Raw genomic sequence first — 26,352 nt, forward strand, 5'->3', positions numbered from 1 at the left:
AGTAGGGTCACTTCCTTGATTCCTTCGGGCGGCGCTCGTAAGCCCCGGAAAGGAAGCTCTCGGCAAAGGCAGTAACCGCAGCCTCGCTTTCCATCAGCATGTCCATCTGGCGGGTCACCTGCAAGAGCCTGCCCGCCATCACAAGGTGTTCCTCGATCTCTTCGGCCTCGTATTTCTGAAACCTTGCGTCCACCCTGTCGCCGGTCACGTCAACGGTGAAGCCCGACCGCTCAAGTATGAGGGCAATGGCCCTGGCCCGCCTGTTGCGCCTTACGTCGTCCGCCGCACCGCCCTTGAATGAAAAGGTGATGTAGTTGGTGTTCACGCTCCCGCCGCAAAAACTGTCAAGGACCCCGTAGTGGTAGCCCACCCTTGAACTGAAATTGAGATAAGAGTCGCTTATCACCGCGTAGCTTCTGTCCCCGAACCTTTCCCCGCCCGCCTTTGGATTGGCCGTCATCTGCTCGGACAAAACCGACAAAAATCCGCCCAGGTTTATGGTCTTCACCATTGCGCCGCCGCTTTTGGGCAGGGCCAGCCCGGATAAAAGCGCCCGCAGGGGACGCGAGGTGACGTCTTCGATACGAACCTCCGAACGCCCGGAGGCGCTTTTAACAAGCCCCCCGCCCACGTCTATTATGAACAGGTCAAGGCCCAGGTTGGCCGAAAGGCGGCAGGCTCCGCCCTTTCCCGACGCCCTGTCCGCAAGTGCGAACATCTCGACGTATGAGCGTTCGTGCAGAAAACGCATCATGTCGTGAAGGGTCTTGCAGTTCTGAATCCTGAAATCGGGCGATTTGGGATCGACGAGGTTCAAGGGGACAATATAGGCCGCGACCTTTTTCAAAATTTCGTGAACCGGCGTCCCCTTCATTATTGGCTCTTCATCGGGGCGGGCAAGGGCCAGCAGGCGCTCCACCCTGCCCTCGTAGACACGGCCCGAATAAGCGTCCACGGTGACCATCGTACCAGGCTTGATAACCCTTGTGGCGTTTTTTGCGGCAAGCACGGTGGGCACGGAAAACTCCCGCGCGAGGCTCGCCATGTGCCCGGCCACACTTCCGAAATCGGTCACTATGGCCGCCGCCTTTTTCATCACCACCATGAACTGGGGCGACGAATGGGGGGCCACCAGGACCGCGCCTGCGGGAAACATGGCCAGATCATCGTCGTTTTTGACCAGAAAGGCCGGGCCTGAACCGACTCCGGGCGCGGCGGGCGAGCCGCCGGAAACAAGCAGCCCGTACCCCTCCACCGGTGGCGCTTTTCGCGCCTCGTCCGCCTCCGGCCTGAAACCCAGGGGCCGGGCCTGGAGAATGAACGTCCGACCGCTGCGGTCAATGGCCCATTCCACGTCCTGGGGCGAGCCGTAGTGGCGCTCCAGGGCCAGGCCGTAGCGGGTAAGGGTCCGTATGGCCTCATCGGTCAGGCTTGGCGATTCGGCGCGTTCCGGCGGAACGTCCTTTTCGGAGATTCCACCGCCCTGCCCCATCACGAGTTCCGCGCCCTTGTGCGTTATCGTGCGGGACAGTATGGTCCCTTCGCCGTCGCGGGAAACGGTGAAAACGTCAGGGTTTGCGGTTCCGTCCACAACCGAAAGCCCAAGCCCCCAGACGGAATTGATCACCACGTTTTCATCGGCGGGATCAAATGGGTGCCGGGTGTACATCACCCCCGAAGACCTGGCCGGAACCATGCACAGGACCGCCACGCTCATGGCGGTGTTTTCGCCTGCCACGCCCTTCAACATGCGGTAGCTTATGGCCCTTGGAGTGTAAAGCGAGGCCACGATTATCTTGTAGGTTTCCATGAGGCGCGAGGCGGGCACGTTGAGCAGGGTTAGATACTGCCCCGCGTAGGACAGGGCCGAATCCTCGCCTATGGCCGAGGAGCGCATGGCCACGTTCAGGCTCTCCGGGTCAGCACCGATTTCAGCGGCAAGTTCCGCGTGGGCCCTCAAAATGGCGTCGGCAACGTCGTCCGGCACCTTTGCGGTAAGAATCAGGCGCTGGATGGCCTCTCCGGCGGCCTGGATGTTTTCGGTATCGTCGGGGTTCATGCCCAGCTTGACCTTGGAGATTTCATCCCACAGGTCTGCGGAATCGAAAAACGCCGCAAACGCCTCGGTGGTTATGGCGAAACCGGCGGGCACCGGAAGCCCCACCCTGCTGCGCACCTCGCCCAGGTTGGCGTTCTTGCCGCCAACCAGATCCACCATCTCCTTGGTGATTTTGGCGTGTGAAAGCGTAAGTTCCGCCGGAACCCCGGCCCGCTGGGTATCAATTAGGGAGCTGATCTCCCTTTGAATAAATGCCGCCAGAGCAGAAGCCGCCGGAAGCGGTTTTCCCGAAAGCGCCTCAAAGGAGGAAATGAGCCTGAGCGAGTGAAACACCGCCCTGCTTGAAAGGCTCCGTATAAGGGCCAGCCCGAAAATCTCCTTTCCGGCGAGCTTTTCCTCAATATCGGTAATTATTTTCAGAAGCTCGGAATTGGATTCCAGGAACATCTTGAAATGAGCGTATTTTTCCCTGAACGAAACCGCAAGGCTGTCGGTGTCGAGCGCCGGCGTCCTGCCCGCAAGGCGGTAATACAAGAGTTTCAGGTTGGTTAAAATTTCGCTTTCAAATTTCGGCATGATGATTTCCGCCAGCTTGACGACTGGTTGCGCAATTATATCACGCAACAATCTTTGCGCAATTATTGCGCAATATCTTTACGAACAGGATAATACTGCGTTGCGGGTCCTTTTCCAACCTTTTTCAACAGGCCTTTTTGAACCATGTCCGAAAGGTCGTGCTGGGCCGTGCGATCAGGAATGTCGCCCCCGACCAGTTGCTGGTATTCGGCCCTTACTATGGATTCCCTGGAAAGCATGAGGGTCCAGGCCTTCTGCTGCCGGGCGTTCAGGCGGTGGCTGATTTCTTCGGAATCAGCCTGCCCGGCAGAGGCGGTTTCAGCCTTTGGCGGCGCAAGCGGCCTGCCTGCCCTTCCTGCCGCTATGGAAGAATCCGGCTCGTTGTAAGAAAACATTATCGACTCGTCAAACTTTAAGTCCTCGGGGAAAATCAAGTCGGATTCGGCCATTGCCACGGCCCTTGTTATGCAGTGCTTCAGCTCGCGGATATTGCCCGGCCACGAATGCTCCATCAGGCGGTCAAGAGCTCCACGGGAAAGGTCCACATGGTCTTTTTTGAGGACCTTGGCGGCATCCTGCAGAAAATATGCAGCAAGGCGGGGGATGTCCTCCCTGTGCTCCCGCAGGGGAGGCGTCGGAATGTTGATGACTTTCAGCCTGTAATAAAGGTCCTCCCGGAAGGAGCCGTTCTTCACGTGCTCCAGAAGATCTGCGTTGGTTGCCGCAATGATGCGGCAATCAAAGGGAACCTCCTCGTCGCTGCCCAGGGGCCGTATCCTTCGCACGGCAAGGGCCCGCAAGAGCGACTGCTGAACCTTCGGCGAGGCGTTTCCTATCTCGTCCAGATGCAGGGTTCCGCCGTAGGCGGCGGGAAAGGCTCCCTTGCGGTCCGATCTGGCCTCGGAAAACGCGCCCTTCACGTGCCCGAAAAGGGCGTCCAGAAGCAGATTCTCGTCCAATGCCCCGCAATTTATCGAAATGAACGGGCCTCCTGCCCGGTCGCTCAATTTATGGACGGCCTCGGCTGCAAGCTCTTTTCCTGTACCTGTTTCGCCGATAATCAGAACATCAGCGTCAACCGACGCGGCCTTTTTTACAAGGGAAAGCATGTTGCCGACCGCCTGGCTCGTCCCCACGATGCCCAGCCCCCGCCCCTCCCCCAAATCCGGCCCGGCGAGTTCCTCCATTCGGACCCTCTGGTTTTGCCTCGCAACCTCAATGTGCTCCTCCTTCTCCCTCAATTGCCTGCCCTGAACCAGCAGAGACTGGATCATGGCGTTGATGGAATCCCGGAGAGCCGTGGTCTCCTGGTCAACGGCGGGCACGTCGATGGGGTGGAGGCGCCCTTTCGCCTGCATCTTGGCCACCTCATCCGACAGAAGCAGGATGGGCCTGGTAATGGCCAGGGACAAGAAGAATATCAAGGCTGAAATGAAGGCAATGGTGATTACGGTTATTATGAAAAGCACGTCAAACTGCCTGAATGAGGCGATCATGGTAAGAAGGCTGGTATCCCAAAAGGCGACGCCACCAAAAACCTGGGCCGGGGATTTTTCGTCCGGCTGGAACCTTACCGGCGCATAACCCAAAAATCGCGGGCGGGAAACCGATCTTTTGGAGTCCAGGGTTTCCCCCACTGGAATAAGCCCGTTCTTTCCCTGCTGAACGTCCACCACCATTGTCCAGAAGCGCTCAAGGCGGGAGTCGGGGCGAAATGCGGCTTCAAGCCCGGGCTTTCCAAGGTCGCCCGTTATCCCGGACCGGGCGATATCGGTATCGAGCTTTCTCTCGGTTTCCTCCACCCCCTCGGACTGAAAAAGAATCCATCCGTAGGTATCGAAAAAATAACTGTACCGTTTTTCCGCAGTCCTCGGGAAAGCGTACAGCGGAGATTTGGAGGAATTGTAGAGGGAGAGGATGTTTCTCAGATGTGCGACATCAACAGAAAGCGTCAGCACCCCGTTGGGCGCAAGGCTCGGAGTTGAAAGCCGGATTACCGTAAAAGACAGGCTTCTGGAAATCTGCCCGGTTTCCAGGCTGGGATAGATAACGCCTGTAACGGGCGAAATTTCAACGGAGCCGGGCCGCGAGCCACCGGCAGGGCCGTTGGAAAGGGGACCTGACGGCATGGAGGCGGCTTTAAGGGCTGACACTTCGGAGATTCCATCCGTTGTCGCCACCAGGACCAGGGATTGTTCTGGCGTTTCCCCCCGAAAAGCGATTTCCCTGTATAGCCCCTTTCGCAAGGCGACCCTGGAAGACATGAAATGCCTCAGGGACTCAGGAGTGACCGGCACCGCTGCCAGCAGAAGCAGTTCCTCTTTCGCGGTGTTCAGGGCGTTTTCGATCTCCCTGGCCTGGGCCATGGCCATTAGGCCGGAATTGCGCGACAGGGCCAGGTTCAGATAATGGCAGGAGGTGCGGTAAGTGACGTAGCCGGTTGCAGCCAATATGAACACGATGGGCGGAATCAGCGTGTAAAAAAGCCTCTTTCGGATGCTCCAGTTGGGGAGATCGCTTCCGAAAATACCGTTCCAGGATGATGGGATGGGAAAACGCATGGAACAAGGCCCCCGTAAAGATGAAAATCTTTGCGCAATTATTCCGCAAGATACGCAACGCGTGACATTTTCACGCCAAACGTTTTTTGCGTAATTATCAGATTCCCAATGATTCTGTCAAGTTCCATTATCTGGCACGAGGATTGCTAAACATATTGGCGCGTTTCGGGTGGTCATGCCCGTTGCACCCTAATGAAAAGGAGGTTTTGCAATGAAAATTCTGGCGGCTCTCGATCAAACCACCTCTGGTCAGACTGTTCTGGAAAAGGCGGTTGACATGGCCAGGCAGCAGGACGCCCAACTCAGCATCCTGTTGGTGGCGGAAAACTTTAGCGACATCGGGGATGTTTTCGATCCCGGAGAAGTGAACCAGAAACTCATAACAAGCGCCAGGGAGGCCGGGGAAAAATACCGCAAGGCTGCGGAAGCCCTGGGCGTCTCCGTCAAGGTGATGGTCGAATCCGGCGTTTCACCGGCTGACGTCATCGTCAAGGCGGCTGAAACGGCAAAGGCCGACCTCATCGTCCTTGGCAGGCGCACCAAGAAGGGTCTGGACCGTTTTCTCATCGGCTCCGTGGCATCAAAGGTTGTGGCCCATGCGCCCTGCTCGGTGCTCGTTGTCCGGTAACCCGTTTATTGCATAGGAGGAAAATTGATGAAAGCGATCATTGGCAAATATTACCTTCTTGCGACCCTTGTCCTGATGGGTCTGCCCGCAGCGGCCCTGGCCGCAGGCGCGAAAGCCGCGCCGGTCGTCATAGTGGCCGACACAAGGAAACTTTCCGGCATTCTTGCCTGGTGGGCCAATCTCTATAATGAAAGCCACCTTCAGTTCACGATTCTTACCATCATCCTCATTCCGTTGGTCGGCGTGATTTTCGGCGTTATCGCAGACATCGTGATGAACATGATCGGAATCGACCTGACACACCGCGACCTTGCGGAGCATTGATACCGGGCCTTTGAGCAAAGGAGGAACATCTCATGGAATGGTTGTATATCCTCATGCCCATAGCAGGCGTGAAAATTTTCTGGCCCGGTCTCATAATCCTGGGCGTCGGCGTCGGAATCATCGGCGGTTTTTTCGGCATGGGCGGAGCGTGGATGGTTACGCCCGGCCTGAACATACTCGGCTTCCCCATGGCCTTCGCCATCGGAACCGACATCGCCCACATGGCGGGCAAATCCCTCATTTCAACCATGAGGCACGGCAAATTCGGCAATGTTGACTACAAGCTCGGCATGATCATGCTCGTCGGCACCGTGGGAGGCTTTGAAATCGGCGCCCGCATGGTCATGTGGCTCGAGCGCGCAGGTAACGTGGAAGTGGTTGTGCGCTGGATATACATGGCGCTTTTGGCCCTCATCGCCTGGATGGTGTTCCACGATGTCGCCAAGAAAAGGGCCAAGGACAGGGCCGCCATTGAAGCAGGCGGCGAAGTCGACGCCCTGTCAACAGGCATCGAGTGGCACAAGACCCTGCACAAGATCAAGATTCCCCCCATGATCCACCTGGATGTAGCCGGTATCTACTGCACCGCGTGGCTCCCCATCGCAGTGAGCTTCTTCACCGGCTGGCTTGCAGGCATCCTTGGCATCGGCGGCGGTCTCATCCGTATGCCCGCCCTGATTTACCTCATCGGCTGCCCCACCCACGTCGCGGTGGGCACCGACCTTTTCGAGGTCATGATTTCCGGCCTTTACGGCGCTGGCACCTACACCTTCAAGGGCCGCACCGAGCTTGTGGCCGCCCTCATCATGCTGTGCGGAGCCGCAGTCGGCGCCCAGGTCGGCGCTGTCGCCACCAAGTACATCAAGGGTTACGGTATACGCATCGCCTTCGGGCTTGCGGTTATCGGATGCGCCACTTCCATCTTCATGAAACTTATACAGCCCTGGGTGCCTCATCTGAAAAAGGCGCTGGACGCCGGCGCCACGGTCCTCATACTGGGCCTTGTGGGCAGCATGTCGGTATACATCTTCGTGAAGATGGTTCAGGGAGTCCAAAACGAACTGGCCATGAAAAAGGCCAAAGGCGCTTAGGACCGCCTTTCACAGCGCAGATTCTCCGCGCGTATCACCGAAAAAGGAGTAAAAAAATGGCGAACAAACGCTTGATGATACTCATGGCGCTCATTGTGCCGCTTGGCCTTATCTGGGGATGCTCGGAATACGGGAAGGTCGATCAGGGCCGGGCCATCGCCTTTGACAAGGAAAAAGGCGAAGTCACCTTGATCCGGGACAAGGCCAACGACGCCCAGCACCCGGATTACACCATACTTCCCCCCTTCGTGTACAAGATTCCGGCGGACAGGCACGAAATGGGGCCGGAGCCCAAGGTGGGCCTTCGCATGAAGCTCGATGTGGACAAAAACGAAATCCACATCTACGACGTTTTAACCAACACCTTCAAAACCATCGTGTTCACCCCGGTCAGCATCCGCAAGGAGGTGGCCAAGGATGACCCGGAGGTTTTCGACAAGGCCGCCAAAAAGGCCAAGAAGTTCCCGGTGATCGACCCCGTGAAGAAGACCATCACGGTCTTTTCGGGCCGCCAGAAGGTACTGGCCACCTTCAAGGTGCCTGACGAGGATTTCGCCCGCGAACCTTACACCTGGGAGGCCGGTGACGAGATAAGGGTTTACTATCACCAGGAAGGCGTGGCCCAGCGCCTGATGAACGTATCCAAAACCGACATCTTCAAGAAGTAGGCTTTTGGCGGAAGAATGAGAACCATGCATTGATGCCGGATGCAGCCCCGGTGCTGCATCCGGCGGTATCTGAAAAAACTTCGGACGGACTTCCGGCGGGCGTGAGGCGGTGAACCAACTGCCCGCGTCCGATCCGGACGCCCCAAACAGCAGCACATTCGGGAGGTCACAGAATGGAAGACAACATCGAACAAGGAATGCCCGTCGAGCAGAAACTCCTGGTCATAATCCTCGATTTCTTTGTCATTGCGGAACTGTTCCTCGGAATGTATGTTGCCTCCCATGATCCGGCGAACCTTACCAGCCTTTTTTGCAAAACGTTCTTTTCCCTTCTGTTGCCCACACTGGGCATTTTCTGGATCGCAAAAAGGCGCATAGGGGCTTATCTTCAGAGACAAACGGCGCAGGAATGAACGAAGAAACCCAAAGGCTTATCCGAAAACGCCGCATGATCGGAAGGATTTCAGGGGCCCTCCTTGCTGTCTGCCTTTTGTGCATATTGGACGGCCTCACCGCCTCCTGGCGGACGCCTTTCAACACCATTTCAACTGTTGTGGGCCAATCGTTTTCCGTAAACGGCCCCATGCCCAAGGGAGCGGCAAACCTTTCGGACCTGAGGGTTCATGGCGCATCCGGCCAGACTTGGCGCTTCAAGCCTGAAAAGGTCTACAAGGGCTTCTGGTTCGGCGGGCTCATGTGGAAGGGCCTTGTCACGGTGTCGCCCCAGGCTCCCGCCGGAGCTTATCCCCTTGTCGTGCGCGGGCCCGGCAAAGAGCCGCCAAACCCCATGTCGCGCTTCACCATAAGGGTTCATTCCGACACAAGGGAGCTTCGCAGGCATGACGCGTCCTTTACCATGCGCCTTTCGGGCCTGCGCCCCTTCATGGCCGCCTGGCTGCTTTTCATCGCCGCGTTGCTTACCGGCGGAGGGGGCTATCTGCTGTCGAGAAAAATCACCGAACAGTACAGGCAGGATGGCAAGGCCGACATATTTCTGGTGGAAAGAAAGCCGGAAGGGGTTTTCGTCAACTTTTCCCTTGGCAGGGACTGCAACGTGGAGCCGGGAATGGATGTAGCCATTCAAAACGAGGACGGGGAAACCCTTTACCGGGCCGTGGTGGCGGAGGTCAAACAATTCGATTCCAAGGCCCTTGTTTCGGAAGGCCCAGGCAAAGTGAGGCCCGGAATGATTGCACAAATTTTGAAACCTTAAAGCACTGCTTCATCCAGCAAAATAAGCAATAAAACCGGCCTGGACGCGCACCGCACCCAGGCCGGATCGGAAATCCTTCTCTTCCCTACATTGAAAAGTCTAAGTCCACAACATCCAGCATATTCTCCAGGCTCATCACCCTTGAGAGGCGCGAGCGCACCTCTTCCGGCATGTCATCGCCGAACTTGTCGAAATCCTTCATGAATTCCTCGGCGAGCCGGTTCGCCCTCACTTCGAACTCCCCGGAGTCCCTGGCCATGTTGCGCGGATTGAGCATCTGGGACGGCACGTCCGGGCACGAGACGGGTATCTCGTAGCCAAAAACCGGGTCGGTTTCATACTCCACGTTTTCCAGGGCCCCGCTTGTGACGGCGTTTACCAGGGCCCTGGAAAGGGCGATGCTCACCCTCTCGCTTTCGCCGTAGGGCTCCCCTATCCAGCCGGTGTTCATGAGCCAGCAGGTCACCTCGTGCCTCTTTATCTTCTCCATGAAGCTTAACGCATACTCATGGGGGGCCATCGCTATGGGGCAGGTTCCGAAACACGCCGAGAACTGCGGCTGAGGATCGGAGGGGCCTGCCTTGGCCTCGGTGAAAAGGGACGTGTAGGACGACAGGAAAGCGTAAACAGCCTGTTCCGGCGAAAGCCGGGCAAGGGGCGGAAGCACGCCGAAGGCGTCCTTGGTGAGCATGAAGACGTTTTTGGGGTGCCCCGCCATGCCGTCTTCCACGTGCCCCGGTAGGTGCGTGGCGGGATAGGCTGCGCGGGTGTTTTCGGTGAGGGACCGGTCGGAGAGGTCTATTTTTGTGGTGTCCGGGTCGATGGTGACGTTTTCCAGGATGGTCCCGAAGCTTTGGGTGCAGGCGTAAAGCTCAGGCTGGTCTTCGGCTGATATTCCGGAAACCTTGGCGTAGCAGCCCTTTTCAAAGGCGAACACCCCGTCGTCGTCCCATCCGTGACCGTGATCGCCCATGAAGGCCCGGTCCGGGTCGGTTGCAAGGGAGGTCTTACCCGTTCCCCTGCGGCCCAGAAAAAGCGCCACGTCGCCATTTTTACCCACGTTGGAGGCGCAGCGCAGGGAAAACACCCCTTTTTGATTGAGGATGGTGCCGGCAACCGTGAAAATGGCCTGGCTGATCTCGCCCGCGTAGCTGGTTCCCCCTATGAACAGGGCCTTCTCGCCCATGTTCAGGACCAGAAAAGACGTTGTACTGGTTCCGTCCGAATCCGGTATGGAAATGAAGCCGGGGGCGTGGGCTATGGTGAAATCCGGCGAGTAGTCGCTTCCCTCGCCCGGCTCGTGGATGGGCCGGTAAAGATTGCGGATAAAAAGGCTGTGCCACCCGGTTTCCGTGATTATGCGCAAGCCCACCCTGTGCTTCGGATGGGCGCTGACCCAGACGGTCTGGACGTAGGCCTCCTTGTTCTGCATGTAGGAAACCAGGCGGGAAAACATGACCCCGAACTGCTGCGGCGTCATGCTCTGTGTGGCGTCGGTCCAGAGGACGTTTTTACGCCCGGCCTCGTTGGCCACAATGTAGCGGTGGCGGTCCGGAAGCTCGGCAAAATGCCCCGTCCGGGTGACTATGGGGCCAAGGTGGGCGATCTGCCCTTCACGATTGGCAAGAATCTCCTGGTACAGCAAGGCGGTGGGAAGGTTGCGGTGAATCCTGCGCAGGTGCCTTCTTCCTATGTTTTCCAGCCCGGTTACTCCGTTTTTGTCCTTCAAGGTGCTCATGTTGAAGCCTCCCGCGTAATAAGGCCCTTATTCCCAAGGGATGAGGCCGTGGCCAGCCTGATGGTGAAAACGAGGACGCCGTCCGGCGCTCATCGATATTTTTCAGGCTTGACTCCGGCCTTTTTCAACCGGCCGTTAAAGTCGATGATTCCGCAACCCGCGCAAGGCGCAAGGCTGCGGAAAAACCATCAGATCACCCCCTGGGCCGCCAGGGCGTACACCACCAGGCGCTGCAACATCTTTTCCCTGGCCGAGGCGGGCTTGTCCAGCTGCATCCTTTTGAGGTAAGGCAGCGCGCCGTCCGGCACGGATATCATCTTCTTCGCTTCGGCCAGGCTCGGAACCGGGATTCCGGAGCCGCTCATCTTCTCCTTGAGGCTTTTCAGGGACTTGCCTATCATCAGCTCCTCCTTGGTGAAGTCGGTGCCGAAGGGGAACGGGCCGAAAAGGCCCTGCTTCTTGTAGGGCGCGAGAACCTCCTCGTTGGCTTCGGGATAGTTGTTCCGATAGCGGTCCGGGATCACGTAATCGGCCCTGATCTTGCGCGCGGCCTTGGCCTCGGCAAGAAGCTCATCCTGAAAACGGGAATCGGCTATGTTCAAAAGGGCCGCTATCACCTCGGAATCGGTCCTGCCCCTAAGCTCGGCTATGCCGTATTCGGTGACCACGATGTCGCGCAGGTGCCGGGGAATGGTGGTGTGGCCGTAATTGAAGACGATGTTGCTCTTGATGTCCTTTCCCTTGGACCGAAGCGCCCTTATCATGATGATGGAGCGCGCGCCCGGAAGTGCGTGGGCCTGGGAGACGAAGTTGTACTGGCCGCCTACCCCGCTCACCACCTGGCCGTTTTCCAGGCCGTCGGACACGATGGCACCCAGAAGCGTGGCCATGAGCCCGGCGTTGGCGAACCGGCCATGCTGGCGCTGGAGCATCTTGATCTCCTGGTTTCCGTAAAGCTGGTTCACGTTGGAAACCGTGGTCATGAAGATTTCCTTGCGCTGGTCCTCGGAAAGCTCGTTCAAGTCCCTGTAAAAGCTCTCCGGGCCCAGAAAGAATCCGCCGTGTATGACGATGCCCTTTTTCAGGCGGTCGCCCAGGAATTCCTTCTCAATCAAAGACCGGTTGGCGGGAACCGACAGGTCCGCCGGAACACGGGTTCCGCCAAGGGCCAGCTCGCCGTTTTCCAAGCTGACGCCCTGCTTCAGAATCCCGAATTCCACCATAAAGGCCACGTCCTCTTCGGAAAGAAGCGGCCTTATTGCCTTTTCTTCCAGAAGGGCGGAAAGGGTGGCGGGCGTTACTGCTTCGCTGATCCTCTTTTCGTTGACCAGTTTCTGGATATGAACGTTGTACCAGGTTTTGCGCTTGACCACCCCGGCCTTGTAAAGATGGATGTAGCCGTCCACCAGCATTTCGGTGGAACCGGTGAGGCCCTCGTCGAAAACGCCGGAGCCGCCGATTTTCCTCATGGTGTCCCCGAACTTGTCCCAGGCCTTGGCGTCCGACAGGAGCCCCTCGTATTCGGAGTTGTTTTTGTGGCGCAGCAAAAGCCCGTAAACCAGGGCGTCGCCCAGGCTTCCTATTCCTATCTGTAAGGTTCCTCCGTCTTTGATGAGGGAGGAAACATACATGCCGATAAGAAAATCCGGGGTGGTGACGGCCATCTTGGGCGCGCCGAAAAGGCGGAAGTCGTAGGCCGGGTCATCCAGCACCGCGTCGAATTCGCCCGGATCGACCACCGCGTCTCCGTACATGAAGGGAAGGGTCGAGTTCACCTGCCCTACGATGGCTGTGGGGCGTCCGGCGGCCTCGGCGGCCCTCATGTGGGGAACAAGCTCCAGGGAAACCTCCGGGTTGCAGGAAAGGCTGTACTTTTTCTGGCCGTCAACCGATCCCTCGCGTATGAGCTGGGCCGCCACGTTGATGCCCCGGTCCAGGATGTCGCGGGAGGCGTGGGTGTAATTGGTGCTGATGTAGTTCTGCTGGGCCGAGGCCACTCCCACGAAGGCTCCGGGCTTGAAATAGAACTCGATTATGTCGATGTTTTCCGGCACCGAGTTCGCCCTGATGGCCTTGAGGTATTCGAGGTCCGGGTAGCCGCCGAACATGCGCTCCACGAAGGGCTCCAGGAAACGGCGCTCCAGGTCGCTGGTCCAGGCGGGCTTTTCCAGGGAAAGGGCGGTGGCGATGGTCAGGCTGATGCTCTTATCCTTACTTGCGCGGCGGAAAAATTCGTTCACAAGGTGATTGGGCTTTCCAAGCCCCAAAGGAAGGCCCAGTATCACCCTTTTCCCGACACGCGCTATGATGTCTTCCACCATGCTTTCGGGACTCCGGTACATTGCCGGACGATCGCTCATGCCTGTTCTCCTTTTACGTGAAATCGAATGATAAAACTATTTTCATGCCTTCAACAAACAGTATCTTACGCCCGGCTGGAAACCCTGCTACCAGCCTTTTTCAACGGGCTGTTATGGAACAGGCGCGCGGGGGGATTTCATTTTTCATGCGGGCCGCTGTCCGGGTTGTGCTTGTCGAAACGGTATCTGAAAGAATCCATGCTTATTCCCAGGAGCTTGGCCGCCTTGTGCTTGACGCCGCCAGCCTGGGAAAGGGCCTTTTCTATGCAGATTTTTTCAACCTCGGCCATGAAGCCGTCCAAGTCCATGCCGTTGAACGGAAGCTCTATGCCGCGCTCCCAGCCCCGCATGTCGCCCGCCAGCTTGCTTCGCCTGTGGGTGGAGAGGGCTAGGCTTTCCGGCAGAATTATGTTGGTGGTGGAAAGGGCCACCGACCTTTCTATCATGTTTTCGAGCTCCCGGACGTTTCCGGGAAAATCGTAGCGGTTCAGCATATCTATGGCGTAAGAGGACATCTTGGTTATCTTCTTGCCCATTTCCGCAGAGTACTTATCGAGAAAATGCTGGGCCAGAAGTTTGAGGTCCTCCCGGCGCTCCCTTAAGGGCGGCACCTTTATCTCGATGACGTTCAAGCGGTAAAAGAGGTCTTCCCGGAAACGCCCGGCTATCACCTCGTCCTCCAGAATCTTGTTGGTGGCGGACACCAGGCGGATGTCCACCGAAATGTCTTGGGTGCCCCCCACGGGCTTCACCATTCGCTCCTGGATCACCCGCAAAAGTTTAACCTGGATGGAAAGGTTCAGTTCCCCCACCTCGTCCAGAAAAATCGTACCCCCGCTTCCGGCCTCGAAAAGCCCCTTCTTGTCCTGGTTGGCTCCGGTGAAGGAGCCCTTTAGATGCCCGAACAGCTCGCTTTCCAGGAGGCTTTCGGGAATGCCGCCGCAGTGGATGACCACGAAGGGCTTCAATTTCCGGGGGCTCTGGTCGTGAATGGCCCTGGCTATGAGCTCCTTCCCGGTGCCTGATTCCCCCGTGATAAGAATGTTGGTGCGGGTGGGGGCGGCCTGCCTGATGACCTCGAAAACCTTGTTCATGGCCGGGCTTGAGCCTACGATGCGCCCAAACTGGACGGTCCGGGCAAGCTCGCTGTCCAGTTCCTTCTTGTCCTGCTCGATGGTCTTGCGCAGAAGGGCGTTTTTTACGGTGGCCTTCAGTTCCTCGTTGTCGAAGGGCTTGGGTATGTAATCGAAGGCGCCATGGTTCATGGCCTCCACGGCTGTTTCCGTTGTGGCGTAGGCGGAAATCATCACCACCACCGGCGGCGGATCGAGCTTCCTGGCCACATGCAGAACGTCCAGGCCCGAAAGGTCGCCCAGCCGGATGTCGCACAGCACAAGGTCAAAGGACTTAGCGGCCAGAAGGGCCAGGGCCTTTTTCCCGGAATCCGCCACTGTCACCCCGTAGCCCTCGCGGGTCAGCATGATCTCTAAAAGATCGCGCATACCGCGCTCGTCATCCACCACGAGTATCTGTTTTTCACCGGCCATTGGAACTTCCTTCGGGAAGCGTTCCGAAAACGACGCGCCCGGAAAACAGGGTAAAGCGAACCACGCCTTTTAATGAAAGCCCGTCAAAAGGCGTGTTGCGCCCCTTGGAAGCAAAGTTTTCGGCGTTTACTATAAAGTCGGCATCCGGGTCGAACAGCACGATATCGGCGGGCGCGCCCGGCGCTATTCCCGCATGAGGCAGATTGAAGGCCAAAGACGGGTTTACCGTAAGTTTGGCCAAAAGCTGCGTCAGGGTCAGCGCACCTTCCCTCACCAGGGAAAGGCCAAGGGGAAGCGCAGTTTCAAGGCCCACTATTCCGAAGGCCGCGTTATCCACGCCGCAGTCCTTGTCCGACTTGGCGTGGGGGGCATGATCGGTGGCGATGGTGTCCAGGGTTCCGTCGGCAAGGCCCCTTACAATGGCCTGCCTGTCCCTTTCGGTTCCAAGGGGCGGATTCATCTTGGCCAAAGCCCCCTTTTCAAGCACGGCCCTGTCGGTGAGACTGAAATAATGAGGGGCCGTCTCGGCTGTGACCGGAACCCCGCGAGACTTGGCCAGGCGGATCACCTCCACCGTCTGCTCCCGGCTCACGTGGCAGACGTGGAGCCTCGCCCCGGTCAGCTCGCAAAGGGCGACGTCGCGGGCCACCGCCACCGTCTCGGCGGCCCAGGGAATGCCGCCGACCCTGAGGATGACGCTCACCGGCCCCTCGTTCACCGCGCCGCTGGCGGAAAGGCCGGGTTCCTCGCTGTGGGAGGCGATCACAAGGCCCGTCTCCTTCGCCTTTTCCATGGCGCTCCGCATGAGGGCCGCATCGTTGACCGGGCGTCCGTCGTCGGAAAGGGCCACGGCCCCCGCCCTTTTAAGGGCCGCAAAATCGGTCAGGAAAAGTCCAAGAAGCCCGGTGGTGACGGCGGCTATTGGTAAAACCCTCACCTTGGCGGTGAGGGCCGCCCTCTTGCATATAAAGGCCGTGGTCCGGGCCGAATCGTTGACCGGGCTGGTGTTGGGCATGGCGCAGACGGTGGTGAACCCGCCCCTGGCCGCAGCCGCAGTTCCCGTTTCTATGGTTTCCTTGTGCTCGCCTCCGGGCTCCCGCAAATGAACGTGGATGTCCGTGAAGCCTGGAGCGGCCACCATGCCCCTGGCGTCGATTACTGTGTCGAAGCCGCCTATGTCCGCGCTTTTAGGGGGCGTCACCCTGGCTATGCAACCGCCGTCCACCACGATGTCGCCCGGCCCGTCCAGGCCGGAAAGTGGGCAAACGATCCTGGCGTTTCTTATGACGATGGCCATGGAAAATTCCCGCCTGCGCCTCTAAATATTGATCCGGGGAACCGCTGCTTCAGCCGCTTTTCCGAAAGCGGGAAATTCTCAGCGCAGGATTTTGGCTATCCGCCCCCAGCGAACACGCCATTTCTCCCAGTCCCAGGACCAGTAAACCAGCTTCGCCCGGCCCCTGAATTCGGAAAAATCCACAAAGCCCCAGAAACGGCTGTCGTTGGAGTTGTCCCTGTTGTCGCCCATCATGAAATACTTGCCCGGCGGAACCCTGGTGGCCGGAAAATCCGTCTTGCCGTACTCGAACCGGGCAAAGGCGGCCTCCTGGGTGTAATGGGCGTGAGGATCGGGGACTTCCACACCGTTGATGTAGATTTTCCGGTCCCTCATCTGGACTATGTCGTTTTCAACGGCCACCACGCGTTTGATGTAATCCACGGACTTGTTCTGGGGAAACCTGAATACCGCGATGTCGCCCCTCTTTGGCTTTCCGGTGGGAATGAGGACCGTGTTGGTAAAGGGCATCCTGATGCCGTAGGAAAACTTGCTTACGAATATCTGGTCCCCGATAAGGAGCGTGGGGATCATGGAGCCCGAAGGAATCTTAAACGGCTGAACGATGAAGGACCTTATGAAAAGGGCCAGGACTATGGCTATTAAAAGGGCCTCGACGTTTTCACGAAGGCGGCTTTTTGTTCTGGCCACTTCAACGGTCGGTGCGGCGGGGCTTTTTTCGCTGATTGATTCGATTGGGTTTTCCACGTGATCCATCATCTCCGAAGGCAGGGCGTCCCGTTAGCCCATTGGCCGGGGGACGCATTTATGGGTAGAACAGCCTGTTGAAAAGTCTCGATGCGAAGCCTATATAAAAACGATGAAATGCAAGGAAGGCGAGCCGGAAATGAGGGAGCGTACTCTTTTGTACGTGACCGATTTTCCGGCGATGCCTGACACAGCAGTTCGCGTTTTTATACAGGCTTTCAACGGGGAAGTTCCATCTGGGGTATGGTCAGGGTAAACCGCCCCGACTGTATCCAGTTTTTCAGAATGTCCGCTATTTCACGGGCTCTCACCATGCTTGAAAGGGGCACGGTGGGCACGCTTTGCCCGTTGAAATTTATGGAGCCGCTCTTTAGCTCGGCGTAGCTCACCAGTCCAAGCGGCTTGGCCTTGCCGGTGGAATACTCCTCGCCATAGTCGATTATGGGCGCAAAAATCTCCTCGTCCGAAACCGAGGTGAACTTCGCCATGTCCTCGTTCAGTATGGGGATGGGAATCCCAAGGCCCACCGAAAGCGAGCAGCCGTAACCCAGGATGCTCACGCCGGTCAGCCAACGGGCCTCCATCTGCTTCATGTCCCCCATCACCCACAGCGTCCCTGAGGGCTTTAAGGGAATTCCGCCCTCTGTGCGCGGAACCGAGGGGTTGTGCTGGGTGCCGTGCCACGTTACCCAGCCCTCTCCGCCGCCAAGGAAAATCTTGGTCCCAAGCCCTATGGTCCTGTAATACGGGTCGTTGAAAAGAGGCGAAAGGCAGCCTGACGTTGAATAATTGGCATTGGCCGCCTTGGATTTCAAGACCCCCATGTAGGTGTAGATGATCTTTTTTCCAAGGTTCACCGCGCAGTTGTAGTTCTGGTAGCCGTTTCGCGGATTGCACAGGATGGCGTTCGGGAGGTCGTTTAGGGTAACCATCTTGTCTATGGCGCGGTTCGGATAGCAATGGGTGCCGTAGGCCGTGGCCTTCAGATGCACCGCCTTGCCCGCCACCAGATCGCTTATCACGTGGCCGCCGCCGTAGTTGAACTCGCCCGGATACACCCGGTTCAGGGGGTCTTCCTCGCAGGGCTCGGTGGCCCCGATGTAGCAGTCCACTGCTGCGACGCCGGCGTATGCGGGCACGTTGTTGAACCACACCTTGCTGGCCTTGGTGGTGGGGCTGGTGTGCCCGAAATTGATGAATGCCCCGGAGGAGCACATGGGTGCGAAGGTGCCCGTGGTCACCACGTCCACGTGGCGGGCCGCCTCTTCGACTCCGTGCTCCTTGACCACGCCTATCATCTCCTCGGCGGTCACCACCACCACCGAGCCGGACCTTATCTTCTCGTTGATTTCCTCGTAGGTCTTTTCGACCTTGTACCTTGCCATCCTATTTTCCTCCGGTACCGCCTGTCGCCGCCGCCACGGAAGCGATTTTCGAGGTGACGTTGTCCTTTATCCAGTGGGCGTCCCACCATTCGATGGGATTGACGAAGGTGTTTCCCACCAGAAACCCGTAATGAAGATGATCCCCGCCCGCAAGGCCGGTCGCGCCCGAAGCCGCGATGATCTGATCCTTTTTTACAACATCCCCCACCTTTACGTCGATACGCGAAAGATGGGAATAATGGGTCACAAGCCCGAAACCGTGGTCTATGGCCACGGTGAGGCCGTAGATGCCTAGGTCCTTGGCCATCACCACCTTTCCAGCATTGCTGGCGGCCACGGGCGACATGGAAAGCGACGCAAGGTCGGCCCCAAGGTGGTCCTGCTCGTCGGCCACCTTCCCGTCAAGGACATAGGCCCTGTGGTCAGCGAACTGGGCCATGGGCGCGGCGTTGGCCATTCGTCCGAAAACGCCTTCCCAGAGTATTTTCGGCGCGCTCTTCGCCCCAAGCGCCGCGAGTTCCCGGTAATTTGAATTTCTCAGGTCCCGGTTGATGGCCAGAAACCGGTTCAAGGGCGTGGACTCAACCCCGGAGCCCGGTTTCACGTCGGGAAACTTGGGAAAAATCCCCGCCAGGAACTTTTCGGAAATGTTCATGGAATCCGACCGGAACCTTTTGGGCCGTATGCGATAGGGAAAACCCGCCGCCGACCTGTTACCGGCCTCGTCCATCGCCTCCAGCATCATTGTCGTGTCCGGCCCCTGGTTGAAGGCCAGGGCGAAAAAGCATCCGTAGATTTTATCGTCATGGGCAAAAAGCCCGGGATAGCCTGCGAAAAAATTGTCCCCTACCCTTACGCCGCTTTCTTTGGCCTTTTCGGAAACCCTGTAGATTACGAACCCCACCCCGCCCTGGTTTACGTAATGGGCGTTGGTGAGAACGGAAACCACGGGGGAAGCGGTGTCGATGGTGACCGGAAGCGTTACCACGGCCTTGTTGCCGCTGCCCCAGCCCCTGTAGGAGTGATCGGTGGCAACAACCGTTATGGTGGCCGCGCCCTCCGAAAAGCCCAGGGAAACCGGCGTCACCGCGACGGCGAAGCTCCTTTCGGCCATCTGCCCCCTTTTGCCGAAGCCGGGCGTTGCCCAGGTTTCGGACAGAAGCTCGCTGGACCTGCCGTCTGCGGATACCATTGAAACTTTAAGGCTTTTCAGTCCCATGCCCTTTTCGACTGCGCGGCCCTTGATGACGAAGTTGCGCCCCACGAATTTTACCGGGCTTTCAATGGTGACCGAAGGCTCGCCGCCTTCCAGGCGGCGTCCCAGAAACCATGCCGCCGCCACGACCAGTGCCAGCGCCATCGCCCCTATCACCATGAGCTTGAAATTCGATTCGCTCCTCACTTGCGCTTCCTTGTGTCCTGGGTTTTCATTTCGCAAGAAGTAAGCATATCAGGTTAAGAAACCGGATTCAAGGACAACCGCCAAACAAGGTGAGATTGACAAGAAACCCGAAGCGGGATAAACCTTTTACGGCCCGATGGCAAGATGTCCCGGTTCACCCGGCCCCTTTGAAAATCCAGGCGACCGAAACCCGGATATTAGGGGCTGTTTCCAAAAAAACTTTTGCATCCGGTTGCGCCTTAATCCCCGCCAACTTTGTTGCGCTCCCTGCGAAATACGTTAAGTATTCCTCGGTCGCGCGCCTTGTTGGCGGGGCGAATTCGCAACCTCGGTGCCACAAATTTTTTTTAGAAACAGCCCCTAAGCGGAGCATGGTTCTTTTCCATTTTTTAAGGAATCCGGCAAAGGGAAGAAAAGCGCGGGTCTTCTTCCCACGTCTTTTTCGGGAAAACGAAAAATGGAAACAAATTGCACTCCCGGTAATAAAATAATCGATGGCATGGTGACTGCGCGCTGTGCCAGGGTTTAGGCGCTCTTTTTGCGGCATTCAACCTCTCGATAGGCTTAACAGTGCAATATCAATGGAAGAAATTAAAATAAACAGCTTGCGGGTGGGCCCCGGCTCACCACTTCTGATCATCGCGGGCCCCTGCGTACTGGAGGATGAGCAGCTTACCCTCTCCATAGCGGAAACCCTGGCGGAAATCACCTCAGAGCTTGGGTTTGGCTTCGTTTTCAAGGCATCCTTCGACAAGGCCAACCGCTCCTCCGTCAGTTCATACAGGGGGCCTGGTATGAAAAAGGGCCTTGAAATGCTCGCCCTTGTGAAGGAAAAGCTTAAGGTCCCCGTGATCTCCGACATCCACGTCCCGGCCCAGGCGGAGGTAGCGGCAAAGGTTCTGGACGTGATCCAGATTCCGGCCTTCCTCTGCCGCCAGACCGACCTTCTTGTGGCCGCAGGGCGCACGGGAAAGCCGGTAAACGTGAAAAAGGGCCAGTTCATGAGCCCCTACGAAATGAAAAACGTTATCGACAAGATCGCCTCCACCGGCAACCGCCAAATTCTTCTCACCGAGCGGGGCAGTTTTTTCGGCTACAACAGCCTGGTGGTGGATTTCAGGAGCATTCCGGCCATGCGCTCCCTTGGCTTTCCCGTGGTCTTCGACGCCACGCACTCGGTGCAGTCGCCGGGCGGCGGCGGGTCCTGCTCGTCGGGCGACCGCACCATGGCCCCGGTGCTGGCCAGAGCCGCCGTGGCGGTGGGCGTTGACGCGTTGTTTTTCGAGGTCCACCCGGAACCCGAAAAGGCCCTGTGCGACGGACCCAACTCCCTGCCCCTGGGCCAATTCCGGGGAGTTTTGGAGGAACTGGCGGCCATTCGGCGGGCAGTGAGGGACGTAGAGCCATGAGCGCGGGAAAAAAACTCAGCCCCAAAATGTTTTCCAAAATAAAGGCCCTGGTTCTCGACGTGGACGGGGTTCTGACGGACGGGTCCATCATCTACGACAGCCTGGGAGGCGAGACCAAGGTCTTTTCCGTGAAGGACGGCCTGGGCCTGCGGCTTCTGATGGACGCAGGAATCGCCGTCGCCATTCTGACCGGAAGATCATCCCCCGCCCTTAGGGCCAGGTGCGAAAACCTGGGCATAAAGAACGTCTGGGACGGCATATCCGACAAGGCCGACCGCCTGGACGAGATAGCCGCCCGGCTTGGGGTAAAGGTTTCCGAGATCGCCTACGTGGGCGACGATCTGCCGGATGTTCCGGTCATGACGAGGGTGGGCGCGGGCGTGGCTGTATCTGACGCCCATCCCGCCGCAATCGCGGCAGCAGCCGCCGTGACTGCGGCTCCGGGCGGGCACGGGGCTGTGCGGGAGGTCTGCGAGGCCATTCTGGCCGGGCGCGGGCTTTTGGACCAGATTTTGAAAAAACGTTTCGGCATTTGTTAATTTGCCACAATAACAGTGTGTTGAAAAACTCGAATTATGCAGGCTGATGAAAAACGATGAGCCGCAAGGCGTGCGAAAAGCCAATGAGTCAAGCGTACCCGCCCAAGAAATCGCAGAGCTCTTGGGCTGAGTCTGGATGTTCGTACGTGACGGAATTGGCTTTGACGCAGAACACTGCCGGATCGCGTTTTTCGACAGCCTGATAACGGAGCCGCTGACTTGACAGACAACAACAACGCCGGTTCCAAAAGCGCCGCCAAAAGGCGAAGAAGCCCGGTGGCCCGCATCTTTCTGGCGGCCTTCGGGGGAATGCTCCTGATGGGCATAGGCTTCGGAGGCTGGCTTTATTTCGGCAAACCCGACCAGCCCGTGGCTCTGCGCCCGCCCGAAACCAGGCGCTACGACATAATGGTCACCAGGGTCCGCCACAACGCCATGAGAAACGGCGTCCTGGCCTGGACCGTGGACGCCGAATCCGTGGGCTATTCCCGCACCGACGGAGATGCCAGAATAAGGAAGGTGAACGCGGTCTTTTACGGCAACCGGTCAAGGCCGGTGACCGCCACGGCGCAGGAAGGCAGGATTTCCACGGGAAGCCGGGACATGGAGCTATTAGGCGAGGTGGTCATAACGGACGCCCCCTACGTTTTCCGCACTCCCAGGATGGCCTACACCGGTCAGGCACACAGCATCGCGGCCAATCAATCGGTTAGCCTTTCTGGAAAACAGGTCACGGTTTCCGGCGATTCCATGACTTACGACATCAACACCAGAACCACCCGCATAAGCGGGCACGTGAAGGGGCAGTTTTTCCTGAATGGAAACGCGTAAAGAAAAACCGGCGTCAAGCTCGCGCATCGCGGCCAGAGTCATGGCCGTGGTCATGCTTTTTTTCATCCTGGCCTCCACGGTCTTTTCCCAGGAAGCGCCCAAGCCCCTCACGGGCTTCGAGCTGGGGCACGGCCCGCTTACCGTCACGTCCGACGACCTTGTCATGTTCCACGAGGAAAACCGGGCGGAATTTTCGGGAAACGTGCTGGCCGTGCAGGGAAAAACCAGGCTCAAGGCCGACCGGGTCATAGTGTGGTTCAAAAAGGGAGGCAAGAAGGAGCCCGAAGGCCCGGCAGGCTCCCAGAGCCTGGACAGGGTGAAGGCCGAAGGCAGGGTCAACATCGCAACCGACCAGTTCACGGCCAAAAGCGACGCAGCGGTCTATGAAACCGCCACCGAAATCCTGGTTCTTTCGGGCCGTGAGGCCACCCTCACCCAGGGCGAGAACGTGGTGAAGGGCGTCAAGATCGTGGTTGACCGCAAAAAGGGCTCAACCCGCGTTGAATCCGGCAGGGCCGCCCAGGTCTCGGTGAAGATATTTCCCGAATCCGACGGCCCGAAAAAGGACTCCCCCAAATAATCCCGGCGCGTCTCAAGCCGCCCGTCCGAAGGAAAACTGTTAAAGATTCAAACGGGATAAGCGAATGTCCGTCCTTGTGCTCGAAAACCTGATGAAGCGCTACCACGGAAAGACCATAGTGAATTCCGTGAGCCTGAACGTGGAAAGCGGCAGGGTCGCCGGGCTTCTGGGCCCCAACGGCGCGGGCAAGACCACCACCTTTTACATGGCGGTGGGGCTCATAAGGCCCGACCAGGGCCGGGTGCTGGTTGATGCGGACGATCTTACCGAAGCGCCTATGCACGTGCGCGCCCGCATGGGGGTGGGCTACCTTCCCCAGGAAAGCTCGGTCTTCCGCAAGCTCACCGCCCTCCAGAACGTCCTGGTCATACTGGAGTTGCGGCAGATGAGCGCAAGGGCCAGGGTGGATAGGGCCATGGAACTTCTTTCCGAGCTCACCATAGCCCACCTTGCGAATGAACGGGCCGACGTTCTTTCGGGCGGAGAGCGACGACGCCTGGAAATCGCAAGGGCCTTGGCCTCCGAGCCCAAGTTCCTGCTTCTGGACGAGCCCTTCGCGGGCATCGATCCCCTGGCCGTGGACGAAATCCAGGGCATCATAAGAAGCCTTGCCGGGCGCGGCATAGGCGTTCTCATTTCCGACCACAACGTTCAGGACACCCTGAAAGTCTGCGACGAGGCCACCATCCTTGCCGAAGGCAGGGTGATAGAGTTCGGCACGCCCCAGCACATCGCCACGAGCCCCCTTGCCATGCGCATCTATCTTGGCGAGGATTTTCGCCTGACGTAACAGGCTGTCGAAAAACGCGACGGGCAGTGTTCGCGCGTCGCATCCTGGCTCGATCAATTACAGCCATCCTGATTTAGCCCAAGAACCATGCGATTTCTTGGGCGGGTATGCTCCCTCGCCGCTCGCTCGCACGCCTTGCTGCTCATCGTTTTTCATCAGCCTGCCAAATTCGAGTCTTTCATCATTCTGTTAAGCATCTTTCCTGCAATTTTTCTCCGGTATCCTGATTTTATATGTTATTTCAGCATATTCTGCTTCCTTGAAACTCCAGATTCACCAACCGGTACATTCCTTGCAAATCTTTTTTTGATCTCCGGGCCAAAATGGTGTAAGGATCATATCATTGGAGTTTACCAGAAGGCTTTAGCCCAAAATCTTCAAGGCCCGGTACAAGCATGGCAATGGAAATCCGCCAGCAGCTTCGCCTTTCCCAGCAGCTCATCATGACTCCGCAGCTGCAGATGGCCATAAAGCTGCTTCAGCTCAACCACCTCGAGCTTTTGGACGTGATCCAGGAGGAGCTCACCCAAAACGCGGCCCTGGAGGAAGGCGAGCCTTACGAAGACAGCAGGGAAGCCCAGCAGAACCAGTACGATTCCCCGGAGCCCGCCGAGTCCAAGGTTTCCGCCGAAGGCGAGGAAGTCGAGGTTGCAGGCCCTTCCGAGACCGAGCTCGACCTGGACACCCGCGTGGCCGATGAGCCGGACTGGAGCCAGTACGGCGAGGATGAGGATTCCTTCGGGCGGCAGGCGGCATGGGAGGGCGAGGATCACGAGGCCCCGCGCTATGAGAATTTCATCGCAAGGCGCGAGTCCCTTAGCGACCACCTCTTATGGCAGGCCATGCTGCGCTTCGATGACCCGGACTCCCGGCAGGCGGCCCAGGCCATAGTTGGAAACGTCAACCGCGACGGCTACCTGGAGTCCTCCACCGAGGAAATCGCAAGGCAGTTCGGCTTAACCCAGGCCCTGATCGAAAGGGTGCTCGCAGTAATGCAATCCTTCGATCCAGCCGGGGTCTGCGCCAGGGACCTGGGCGAATGCCTCCTCATTCAGCTAAGGCATCTGAAGCTTTCGGACACGGTTGTCGAAAAAATCATTTCCGGCCACATGGCCAACCTCACAAACAAGAATTACAAGGCCATAGCCAGCGCCCTCAAAATTTCCATGGAGGAGGTGGGGGCTGCGGTAAAGATAATCACCGACCTGGAGCCCCGCCCCGGCAGGGCTTTTTCCGATGAAGAATCCCATTACATTGTTCCCGATATATTTGTTTACAAGGTGGGCGACTGCTACGAGATAGTTGTCAACGACGACGGCCTGCCCAAGCTCCACGTCAGCAACTTCTACAAAAAGGCCCTTGGCAGGAACAGCGATCTTACCGGCGAGGCCAAAACCTACGTAAAAGACAAGCTGAAAAGCGCGGCATGGCTCATACGAAGCATCCACCAGCGCCAGAGGACCATCTACAAGGTGGTGGAAAGCATAGTGAAGCACCAGAGCGAATTTCTGGACCACGGGATTTCTTGTCTGCGGCCAATGGTCTTAAGGGACGTGGCCGAGGACATTTCCATGCACGAGTCCACAATAAGCCGCGTCACCACCAACAAGTACGTCCACACCCCCCAGGGCATCTTCGAGCTTAAATACTTCTTCAACAGTTCCATCTCAACAAGTGACGGAGGCACGGTAGCCTCGGCCTCGGTCAAGGAAAAAATCCAGCGGCTCGTGAAGGATGAGGACAGCAAAAAACCCTTGAGCGACGACCGGATAATGCAGCTTCTGGAAAAGGACGACATACAGATAGCAAGGCGCACGGTGGCCAAGTACAGGGAAATGCTGGGCATACTGCCAAGCGGCAAGAGGCGCTCCATAAACTGAGAAGAAATTTCCACAAGCCCGTGGAACGCCCCGGGCGCATCGCAGGCCAACGGCGGCGTTGCCGGGGCCTTGCTTCATCACCTGTAACCGGATTTTGACGGACACCTTCTCAAACTTTTTTCACAACTTCATTAAATGGCCGGAACCACTTAACAGCAACCTGCGAAAGGAGCCTGCATAAATGCACACATCCTTTACTTTCAAAAATCTCGATCCTTCCGAAGGCACAAAGGCTTACGCAAAAGACAAGCTGGACCGGTTCGACAAGCTTCTGGACAACCCCGCCGAGGCCAGCGTCATACTCACGGTGGAGAAGCATCGCTGCACGGCTGAAATTTCCATAACCGGGGACCGGCTGACCATAATCGGCAAGGAGGAAACCGGCGACATCCATTCTTCCATCGACAAGGTGCTGGACAAGCTGGAAAAGCAGATCAAGAAGGGCAAGCAGAAGACCCGCGAGCACAGGAATGCGGGCCGCCCGGCAAAATCCGGCAAGGGCCAGGAGTCAGCGTCCGGCGCGTCCGCCGGGGAAGCCGAATCCGAAATCATGGTTGAATCCATAGAATACAAGCCGATGGACGTTGAAGAGGCGGCCTTGCAGCTCGACCTTGCCGACCGCGACTTCATCGTTTTCACCAACTCGCGCACGGGCCAGGTGAACGTGCTTTACGCCAAGAAGGACGGCGACCTGGGCCTGATCCAACCTGAGGCGTAACAGCCTTTG

Annotated in this window: 23 protein-coding genes; 13 read left to right on the forward strand and 10 right to left on the reverse strand. The window is 57.8% G+C overall.

Going from position 1 to position 26,352, the window contains the following annotated elements; all coding sequences use genetic code 11:
- Window positions 1–7: 7 nt before the first annotated feature.
- Together HZB23_05165 and HZB23_05170 are read right to left on the reverse strand one after the other, a co-directional pair.
- Window positions 8–2,635: a hypothetical protein gene (locus HZB23_05165; protein MBI5844046.1), complete on the reverse strand. Its 2,628-nt coding sequence runs from the start codon at window positions 2,633–2,635 to the stop codon at window positions 8–10.
- A 62-nt stretch (window positions 2,636–2,697) separates the two neighbouring features.
- A complete protein-coding gene (locus tag HZB23_05170) occupies window positions 2,698–5,196 on the reverse strand; it encodes a sigma 54-interacting transcriptional regulator (GenBank protein MBI5844047.1) in 2,499 nt (832 codons plus the stop codon).
- A gap of 211 nt (window positions 5,197–5,407) precedes the next feature.
- Here HZB23_05170 and HZB23_05175 point away from each other — a divergent pair, with 211 nt between their 5' ends.
- The 6 genes from HZB23_05175 (at window position 5,408) to HZB23_05200 (ending at window position 9,120) form a co-directional block, all read left to right on the forward strand.
- Window positions 5,408–5,824: a universal stress protein gene (locus tag HZB23_05175; protein MBI5844048.1), complete on the forward strand. Its 417-nt coding sequence runs from the start codon at window positions 5,408–5,410 to the stop codon at window positions 5,822–5,824.
- 27 nt (window positions 5,825–5,851) lie between these two features.
- Complete coding sequence (locus HZB23_05180; protein ID MBI5844049.1) at window positions 5,852–6,148, forward strand: hypothetical protein; 297 nt, start codon at window positions 5,852–5,854, stop codon at window positions 6,146–6,148.
- Window positions 6,149–6,180: 32 nt separating this feature from the next.
- Window positions 6,181–7,239, forward strand: coding sequence for a sulfite exporter TauE/SafE family protein (locus HZB23_05185; GenBank protein ID MBI5844050.1), 1,059 nt, complete (start codon window positions 6,181–6,183; stop codon window positions 7,237–7,239).
- Between the two features lie 56 nt (window positions 7,240–7,295).
- Entirely contained in the window at window positions 7,296–7,907 is a 612-nt protein-coding gene (locus HZB23_05190; GenBank protein MBI5844051.1) for a DUF4881 domain-containing protein, read from the forward strand.
- Window positions 7,908–8,080: 173 nt separating this feature from the next.
- Window positions 8,081–8,320, forward strand: coding sequence for a hypothetical protein (locus HZB23_05195; GenBank protein MBI5844052.1), 240 nt, complete (start codon window positions 8,081–8,083; stop codon window positions 8,318–8,320).
- Entirely contained in the window at window positions 8,317–9,120 is an 804-nt protein-coding gene (locus tag HZB23_05200; protein MBI5844053.1) for a hypothetical protein, read from the forward strand. Before HZB23_05195 ends, HZB23_05200 begins: the two co-directional genes overlap by 4 nt.
- An 85-nt stretch (window positions 9,121–9,205) precedes the next feature.
- Here HZB23_05200 and HZB23_05205 read toward each other — a convergent pair whose 3' ends face one another.
- The 8 genes from HZB23_05205 to HZB23_05240 form a co-directional block, all read right to left on the reverse strand.
- Entirely contained in the window at window positions 9,206–10,858 is a 1,653-nt protein-coding gene (locus tag HZB23_05205; protein ID MBI5844054.1) for a phosphoenolpyruvate carboxykinase (ATP), read from the reverse strand.
- A gap of 188 nt (window positions 10,859–11,046) precedes the next feature.
- A complete protein-coding gene (locus HZB23_05210; GenBank protein ID MBI5844055.1) occupies window positions 11,047–13,218 on the reverse strand; it encodes a hypothetical protein in 2,172 nt (723 codons plus the stop codon).
- A gap of 137 nt (window positions 13,219–13,355) precedes the next feature.
- On the reverse strand, window positions 13,356–14,765 hold the full coding sequence (locus tag HZB23_05215; protein MBI5844056.1) for a sigma-54-dependent Fis family transcriptional regulator: 1,410 nt from the start codon (window positions 14,763–14,765) through the stop codon (window positions 13,356–13,358).
- Window positions 14,755–16,062 carry a dihydroorotase gene (locus HZB23_05220; protein ID MBI5844057.1) on the reverse strand — a complete coding sequence of 436 codons (1,308 nt, stop codon included), beginning with the start codon at window positions 16,060–16,062 and terminating at the stop codon, window positions 14,755–14,757. The genes HZB23_05215 and HZB23_05220 overlap by 11 nt, the downstream gene beginning before the upstream one ends.
- Window positions 16,063–16,140: 78 nt before the next feature.
- The gene (gene lepB / locus HZB23_05225) at window positions 16,141–16,818 is read right to left on the reverse strand and encodes a signal peptidase I (GenBank protein ID MBI5844058.1); all 678 of its coding nucleotides are present in this window, start codon (window positions 16,816–16,818) and stop codon (window positions 16,141–16,143) included.
- Between the two features lie 209 nt (window positions 16,819–17,027).
- Complete coding sequence (locus HZB23_05230; protein MBI5844059.1) at window positions 17,028–18,194, reverse strand: homocysteine biosynthesis protein; 1,167 nt, start codon at window positions 18,192–18,194, stop codon at window positions 17,028–17,030.
- Between the two features lies 1 nt (window position 18,195).
- Complete coding sequence (locus HZB23_05235; protein ID MBI5844060.1) at window positions 18,196–19,596, reverse strand: M23 family metallopeptidase; 1,401 nt, start codon at window positions 19,594–19,596, stop codon at window positions 18,196–18,198.
- Window positions 19,597–19,750: 154 nt separating this feature from the next.
- Window positions 19,751–20,143: a hypothetical protein gene (locus HZB23_05240; GenBank protein MBI5844061.1), complete on the reverse strand. Its 393-nt coding sequence runs from the start codon at window positions 20,141–20,143 to the stop codon at window positions 19,751–19,753.
- Between the two features lie 34 nt (window positions 20,144–20,177).
- On the opposite strand from HZB23_05240, the gene kdsA reads away from it, so the two are divergent.
- The 7 genes from kdsA (at window position 20,178) to raiA (ending at window position 26,343) form a co-directional block, all read left to right on the forward strand.
- Window positions 20,178–21,005, forward strand: a complete 828-nt coding sequence (kdsA, locus tag HZB23_05245) for a 3-deoxy-8-phosphooctulonate synthase (GenBank protein MBI5844062.1) — start codon at window positions 20,178–20,180, stop codon at window positions 21,003–21,005.
- Window positions 21,002–21,544, forward strand: a complete 543-nt coding sequence (locus tag HZB23_05250) for an HAD-IIIA family hydrolase (GenBank protein ID MBI5844063.1) — start codon at window positions 21,002–21,004, stop codon at window positions 21,542–21,544. The genes kdsA and HZB23_05250 overlap by 4 nt, the downstream gene beginning before the upstream one ends.
- A gap of 219 nt (window positions 21,545–21,763) precedes the next feature.
- Window positions 21,764–22,375 (forward strand): LPS export ABC transporter periplasmic protein LptC, encoded by a 612-nt coding sequence (gene lptC, locus HZB23_05255; protein ID MBI5844064.1) that lies wholly within the window; start codon window positions 21,764–21,766, stop codon window positions 22,373–22,375.
- Window positions 22,362–22,955, forward strand: a complete 594-nt coding sequence (locus HZB23_05260; protein ID MBI5844065.1) for an LptA/OstA family protein — start codon at window positions 22,362–22,364, stop codon at window positions 22,953–22,955. The genes lptC and HZB23_05260 overlap by 14 nt, the downstream gene beginning before the upstream one ends.
- A gap of 64 nt (window positions 22,956–23,019) precedes the next feature.
- Window positions 23,020–23,745, forward strand: coding sequence for an LPS export ABC transporter ATP-binding protein (lptB, locus tag HZB23_05265; GenBank protein MBI5844066.1), 726 nt, complete (start codon window positions 23,020–23,022; stop codon window positions 23,743–23,745).
- A gap of 395 nt (window positions 23,746–24,140) precedes the next feature.
- A complete protein-coding gene (rpoN, locus tag HZB23_05270; protein ID MBI5844067.1) occupies window positions 24,141–25,625 on the forward strand; it encodes an RNA polymerase factor sigma-54 in 1,485 nt (494 codons plus the stop codon).
- A 181-nt stretch (window positions 25,626–25,806) separates the two neighbouring features.
- Window positions 25,807–26,343: a ribosome-associated translation inhibitor RaiA gene (raiA, locus tag HZB23_05275; protein ID MBI5844068.1), complete on the forward strand. Its 537-nt coding sequence runs from the start codon at window positions 25,807–25,809 to the stop codon at window positions 26,341–26,343.
- The last annotated feature ends 9 nt before the right edge of the window (window positions 26,344–26,352 follow it).

It is taken from the genome of Deltaproteobacteria bacterium (genome assembly GCA_016235345.1).
In the GTDB taxonomy this organism is placed as follows: Bacteria; Desulfobacterota; Desulfobacteria; order Desulfobacterales; family Desulfatibacillaceae; genus JACRLG01.